Raw genomic sequence first — 5,272 nt, 5'->3', positions numbered from 1 at the left:
CCCGCCCCGCCCCGACCCGGCCCCGACGCAGAAGCCCGCCTCCGGTCCACAGGTACGCCTCACGGCACGTACCTCTGGACCGGAGGCGGGCTTCTGCACAGCGGCGTCTGCATCGCGCGACCCGACGCCCTGTCCACAGCGGGGAGTCCTGCGCCCACCGCGGTGAGGGCTGGTCCCCCGGGGCTGGCGGTACCTCCAGCGGCGTGCCCCTGCCTCGGGCGACCCTCGGGACATGCACCTGACCGGACCACCTCCCCAGCCACCACCCGTCCCCGGCGCCCTGGCCGCCGTCCCCTGCCGCGATGGCGTGGTGAGTCTCGCGCTCCTGCGGCGCGCGGGCGTGTCCTCGGCCACGGTGCACAGGGCGGTCGCCGAGGGGTCGGCCTGGCGACCGGCGCCGGGTGCCCTGGCCGTGGGCGCCCCGCCCGAGGACCACCGCGTCGAGTCACGCCTCCGCGTCCTCGGCCAGCTCGTCACCCGCCCCGATCACTGCGCGACGAGGGCCTCGACCCTGGAGCTCCTCGGCCTCCCGCTGCTGGGCCGGTCGAGGACGGTCCAGCTCGGCTCCGCGCGCCATCGGACGGCTCCGCCCTCGCCGTGGCCTCGAGCTGCACCCCCACCCCACGGCGCCCGTCCTCGTGGTCCCTCCCGGGTGCACCCACGAGTGGCCGGTGAGTCCCCTGGCCCGCGCACTGGCTGAGTACGCGATGCACCCGGGCACGGGCGTGGAGCGGGCCCTGGTCCCCATGGACGCAGCCCTCCACGCGGGGCTCACCACCCTCGAGGAGGTGGCGGCGGTCGCCCGGCCCGGCCTGCGGAACGTGGCCGTGCTGCGTCGTGCCCTGGAGCTGGCCGACCCCCTCTGCGAGTCGCCCGGTGAGACCCGGACCCGCCTCGCCCTCGTCCAGGGCGGCCTCACGCCTCGGTCCCAGGTCACGGTGCAGACCCCACGCGGCCGGTACCGCCTCGACCTGCTGGTGGAGGAGCTGCGGGTGGCGCTCGAGTTCGACGGGGCCGTGAAGTACGACGGCGCCTCAGGACGCCAGGCGCTGGTGGCGGAGAAGGTCCGCGAGGACGCCCTGCGGGAGATGGGTCTGGGCATCGTGCGGGTGACCTGGCCGGACCTGCACGGCCCGGACGCGCCCCTGCGCCTGTGCGCCCGAGTTGGCGCCGCTGCCCCACGACCGTGAGCGCGCCCCCATCGCAGAAGTCCGCCTGTGGTCCAGAGGTACGCGTCCCGGCACGTACCTCTGGACCACAGGCGGACCTTTGGTGGGTGGACCGGTCAGCGCTGGGCGAAGAAGGCCTGGTTGCGGGGCTGCCAGATGAGCACGAGGACGGCCACCACGAGCAGGAGGTTGAGGGCGTTCAGCAGGTGGCTGTACCACGGCACCGAGGTGCCGGCCGCCACGCCGTAGACGAAGGCGATGGGCGCGGTGAGCAGGGTGAGACCGCCCAGGACGCTCCCGCTGATGCGCGCCCAGTTCCTCCCTCGCCCCGTGGCCCGCGCATGCAGGAACCACAGACCGGCCGAGAGGAGCGCGACCACCACGGTGACGGCCAGCGCGATGTCGATCATCGCCTGCGCCATGCCCGCGGACCCCGGCTGCCCTGCGGCCTCCATCTGCTCGAGGTACTCCTCGGTCATGGCCCCGCGCTGCAGGAAGGCGAGGGGGATCGAGAGGAGCGCCAGACCAGCGGCGACCCCCATGAGCTTCACGGCGAGGTCGACCGCTCGCGGCCGCGGCGCCGGGCCGGTGGGCGGGTGCCCGTACCCGGGCGGGGCATCGCCAGGGTGCCCGAAGGAGGGCTGCGCGTACGGGTGCGGCGGCGTCCCGTACGGGTGCGTGGACCAGCCCTGGTGCGGCGGGCCCGGGGACGGCTGGCCCTGCGGGGCGTAGGGGTCGTGCGGCTGGGTCATGGTCTCCTCCTCGAGTTCTCACCCCGATGCTGTGCCGCCGGCGCCCCGGCACACCGTCCCCCGTCGGGTGGAGAACGCGACGCGGCCCCACCCCGAGGGACCGGGGTGGGGCCGCACGCTCGAGGCGCCGTGCCTCAGTGCTGGCCGAAGAAGGGCTTGTTCTCCGGGCGCCACATGAAGTAGATGATGGCCGCGGCCAGGGCGGCGGAGACCACCTGCAGCACGAAGCCGATGATGCCGCTGGTGGTGGCCAGGGTGACGGCCAGGCCGAGGAGGCCGAACAGCAGGCCCAGGATGTTCAGCGCACCCAGGACGGTGCCGGTGATGCGGGCCCAGTTGTGGCCCTTGCCCACGGCCCAGGCGTGCAGGAGCCACAGGCCCACACCGATGAGGCCACCGATGATGCCGGTGAGGAAGCTCTGCTGGAGGCTCTGCTCGATCTGGGCGTCGGAGAGGGAGAGGCCCGCCTGCTCCATGGCGTCCTTCATCTCCGCCACGCTGGGCCGCATGAGCAGGCCCACCAGCAGGCTCAGCAGGGAGAGGCCAGCCCCGGCGTACATGAGCTTCACGGCCTTGTCGACGGCGGCCGGCCGGGCCACGGGGCGCAGGTCGCGGTGGTCGTCCAGGCTGGGGGCGGCCTGGAAGCCGCCCGGCTGGTTCGGTCCGGGCTGGGTGTAGGTCACGGGCACCTCCGGGTGCGGGTCGCGTGGGGGTCGTGTGCGTTCTGTACCCCGGCAGTGTCCCCCGTCGGGACGACGCGTGCGGTCCACCGCAGGACGGACCCGGCGGTTCAACTCCAGCGGTAGGTGCTGGCCGAGTCGAACCAGCGGCTCGACGCCGGCACGTACAGCAGCGCGGTCGCGGCCAGCCCGAGCAGCAGCATCACCCCCGCCTGGACCTGCAGGGCGAGGGTGTTGGCCACGCCCGAACCCATGGCCCAGCCGAGCAGGCACAGCACGCCCACCAGGCAGGAGGTGGTGGCCACGTCGCGGGCCGGCCCGATGCCGCGCCACACCATCGCCGCGGTCCCCGCCCAGAGCGTGGCGGCGCCGAGGGCCAGGATCACCGTGGTGCCGTTGAGCACGCGCCGCGCGTCCTCGATGCTGCCTCGGTCCATGTCCACGCGGGACGCCTCGAGGGCACGCCCGAAGTCGCCCTCGAGGTCGGCGGCCTGCGCCAGCCCGGCATCGGACACCCACCACCCCTGGGTGGCGCCGAGGCCCCAGACGGCGGCGGAGAGCAGGCCCATGACCATGAGGAGCACGGAGGCGGTGACGGTGCCCGGGCGCTCGGTGGCCGGACGCATCAGGGTCATGGCGGGATCCTCCCCACCCGGGGGCCCGCCCCTCGCGGGCCACGGTCCCGAAACCTTAGCCGGTCGGGGGATACTTTCACCATGAGTGACGCGTCCCTCCTGCCCGATGCCGCCGCCGGGGCGGGCCTGCTGCTCGCCGCCGTCTACGGCACCAGCGGCCTGACCAAGCTCCGCGACGTCCAGAGCACCGAGAGCGCCTTCCACCAGCTGCGCCTGCCGCACTGGATGGTGCGGATGCAAGGCCCCCGCCTGCTCGGGCCGGGGGAGGTCGTCCTGGCCCTGGCCCTGCTGCTCCTCCCCTCCCCCTGGTACGGGGTGGCCGCCGTGGCCACGCTGCTGCTGGGGCTGCTCTACACGGTGCTCGTGGTGCGGGCCCTGGGCTTCGACGTCCCCGTCACGTGCGGGTGCTTCGGCAAGCTCGGCCAGGGCACCATCACGCGGGCCACGGTGGTGCGCAACCTCGTGCTCGTGGCCCTGGGGCTGGTGACCGTGGTGGACGCGTTCCGGGGCGGCAGCATCGTCGGCCGCCTGCTGGACGGGCCGTCGCTGTGGTGGTGGATCCCGGTGCTGGCCGCCGGCGTGGCCCTCACCTGGCTCATCGGCGGGGGTGCCGAGGGCACCGCCACTGCCGAGACCCGCCCGGCAGCGGCGGGCGCCCCCCACGATGCCGGCGCCGTGGTCACCACGGACGAGGTCGAGGAGCTCGACTACGTGCGCACCCCCATCCCCTTCGTCCAGGTGACGGGCGACGACGGCCCGCTGCGGCTGCGCGAGATCTCCCAGAGGAAGGCCTGGCTCGTGCTCTGGGTGAGCCTGGGGTGCGGCAGCTGCATGGAGGCTCTGGCTCGCGCCGAGGAGTTCGCCCGGGAGTTCGAGCACGTGGGGGTGCTCGTGGTCACCACCACGCCGAGCGCCCCGGACGACCCGCTGCGCCCGTCGGGTGTGACGGTCGGCTACGACGAGGGCCAGCAGATGCGCCTCATGTTCGCCCTGCAGGCCACGCCCTCGGCGTTGCTGCTGGGTGCCGACGGCCTGATGGCCGGTGGCCCGGTGGCCGGGGGTGTCGCAGTGACCACCTTCATCGAGGAAGTGGCGACCGAACTGCGGGAGGCCGCCGGCGGGGCGCAGGACCCCGCCGACGGCTGAGCCTCCCGCGCGGGGCTCACTCGGCCGGGATGACCGTGCCGGCGTACTTGTCCTTGATGAACTTCTTGGTCTCGTCGCTGCGCAACAGCTCGGCCAGCTTCGTGAGCTGCTCGTTCTCCGCGTCCTCGCTGCGCACCACGAGCAGGTTGGCGTAGGGGTTGCCCTCCGCCTTCTCCAGGGCCAGCGAGTCGTCCACCGGGGAGAGGTCGGCCTCGATGGCGTAGTTGCCGTTGATGACGGCGGCGTCCACGTCACCGAGCGAGCGGGGCAGCTGCGCGGCCTCGAGCTCCACGACCTCCGGTCCGCCGTCCTTGACGTCGGCCACGGTGGGCGCGATGTCGCCGGTGTCCTCCAGCTCGAGCACGCCGTGCTCGGCGAGCAGCTTGAGCGCACGACCGGCGTTGGACGGGTCGTTGGGGATGGCCACCTTGCTGTCGCCGGAGAGCTCCTTGAGGTCCTTCACCGTCTCGGAGTAGACGCCCAGCGGCTCCAGGTGCACCGCGCCCAGGCTCACGAAGTCGTACCCGGCGGCCTTCTTCTGCTCGTCCAGGTAGGGCTGGTGCTGGAAGTAGTTGGCGTCCAGGTCACCGGCATCCAGGGCCGCGTTGGGCTGCACGTAGTCGGTGAACTCCACGACCTCGATGTCCAGGCCGGCCTCCTGGGCCAGGTTCTCCTTGACGAAGGTGAGGATCTCGCCGTGCGGCACGGGGTTGACGCCGACCTTCAGCGTCTTGCTATCCCCGCCGGAGGCGGAGCCGCCGGTGCTCTCGTCGCCGCCGCAGGCGGCCAGGGTGGCCGATGCGGTGAGGCCGGCGGCGAGGGCGAGGAGGGTGCGGCGGGTGGGACGGACGGTGCTCATGGGGATCTCCTGTGGGGTGGGATGGGGTGGG

Annotated in this window: 7 protein-coding genes; 2 read left to right on the top strand and 5 right to left on the bottom strand. The window is 73.5% G+C overall.

Annotated features, from left to right (window positions below):
- Positions 1–445: 445 nt before the first annotated feature.
- The gene (locus HMPREF3099_RS13600; RefSeq protein ID WP_256374408.1) at positions 446–577 is read right to left on the bottom strand and encodes a hypothetical protein; all 132 of its coding nucleotides are present in this window, start codon (positions 575–577) and stop codon (positions 446–448) included.
- A gap of 94 nt (positions 578–671) precedes the next feature.
- Between HMPREF3099_RS13600 and HMPREF3099_RS00860 the strand changes: the two genes are divergently transcribed.
- Complete coding sequence (locus tag HMPREF3099_RS00860) at positions 672–1,190, top strand: hypothetical protein (protein ID WP_141494983.1); 519 nt, start codon at positions 672–674, stop codon at positions 1,188–1,190.
- A 95-nt stretch (positions 1,191–1,285) separates the two neighbouring features.
- Here the strand turns inward: HMPREF3099_RS00860 and HMPREF3099_RS00855 are convergent, their stop codons facing one another.
- The 3 genes from HMPREF3099_RS00855 to HMPREF3099_RS00845 all read right to left on the bottom strand — a co-directional run bounded on the left by HMPREF3099_RS00855 (position 1,286) and on the right by HMPREF3099_RS00845 (position 3,236).
- Positions 1,286–1,921: a hypothetical protein gene (locus HMPREF3099_RS00855; RefSeq protein WP_070703324.1), complete on the bottom strand. Its 636-nt coding sequence runs from the start codon at positions 1,919–1,921 to the stop codon at positions 1,286–1,288.
- Positions 1,922–2,055: 134 nt separating this feature from the next.
- Complete coding sequence (locus tag HMPREF3099_RS00850; protein ID WP_070703323.1) at positions 2,056–2,604, bottom strand: hypothetical protein; 549 nt, start codon at positions 2,602–2,604, stop codon at positions 2,056–2,058.
- A gap of 107 nt (positions 2,605–2,711) precedes the next feature.
- Entirely contained in the window at positions 2,712–3,236 is a 525-nt protein-coding gene (locus HMPREF3099_RS00845; RefSeq protein ID WP_070703322.1) for a hypothetical protein, read from the bottom strand.
- A gap of 81 nt (positions 3,237–3,317) precedes the next feature.
- On the opposite strand from HMPREF3099_RS00845, the gene HMPREF3099_RS00840 reads away from it, so the two are divergent.
- Complete coding sequence (locus HMPREF3099_RS00840; RefSeq protein WP_070703321.1) at positions 3,318–4,382, top strand: TlpA family protein disulfide reductase; 1,065 nt, start codon at positions 3,318–3,320, stop codon at positions 4,380–4,382.
- A 16-nt stretch (positions 4,383–4,398) separates the two neighbouring features.
- Here HMPREF3099_RS00840 and HMPREF3099_RS00835 read toward each other — a convergent pair whose 3' ends face one another.
- Positions 4,399–5,241, bottom strand: a complete 843-nt coding sequence (locus tag HMPREF3099_RS00835; RefSeq protein ID WP_083323367.1) for a MetQ/NlpA family ABC transporter substrate-binding protein — start codon at positions 5,239–5,241, stop codon at positions 4,399–4,401.
- Between the last annotated feature and the right edge of the window lie 31 nt (positions 5,242–5,272).

The sequence above is a fragment of the Kytococcus sp. HMSC28H12 genome (assembly GCF_001816045.1).
Taxonomy (GTDB): Bacteria; Actinomycetota; Actinomycetes; order Actinomycetales; family Dermatophilaceae; genus Kytococcus; species Kytococcus schroeteri.
Note: the sequence above shows the minus strand (reverse complement) of the source record. Positions and strands in the feature narration are given on the sequence as shown.

Excerpts from the sequence above, each read along its gene's own strand:
- HMPREF3099_RS13600 (WP_256374408.1), bottom strand. The coding sequence starts at position 577 with ATGGCGCGCGGAGCCGAGCTGGACCGTCCTCGACCGGCCCAGCAGCGG.
- HMPREF3099_RS00855 (WP_070703324.1), bottom strand. The coding sequence starts at position 1,921 with ATGACCCAGCCGCACGACCCCTACGCCCCGCAGGGCCAGCCGTCCCCG.
- HMPREF3099_RS00845 (WP_070703322.1), bottom strand. The coding sequence starts at position 3,236 with ATGACCCTGATGCGTCCGGCCACCGAGCGCCCGGGCACCGTCACCGCC.
- HMPREF3099_RS00840 (WP_070703321.1), top strand. The coding sequence starts at position 3,318 with ATGAGTGACGCGTCCCTCCTGCCCGATGCCGCCGCCGGGGCGGGCCTG.
- HMPREF3099_RS00835 (WP_083323367.1), bottom strand. The coding sequence starts at position 5,241 with ATGAGCACCGTCCGTCCCACCCGCCGCACCCTCCTCGCCCTCGCCGCC.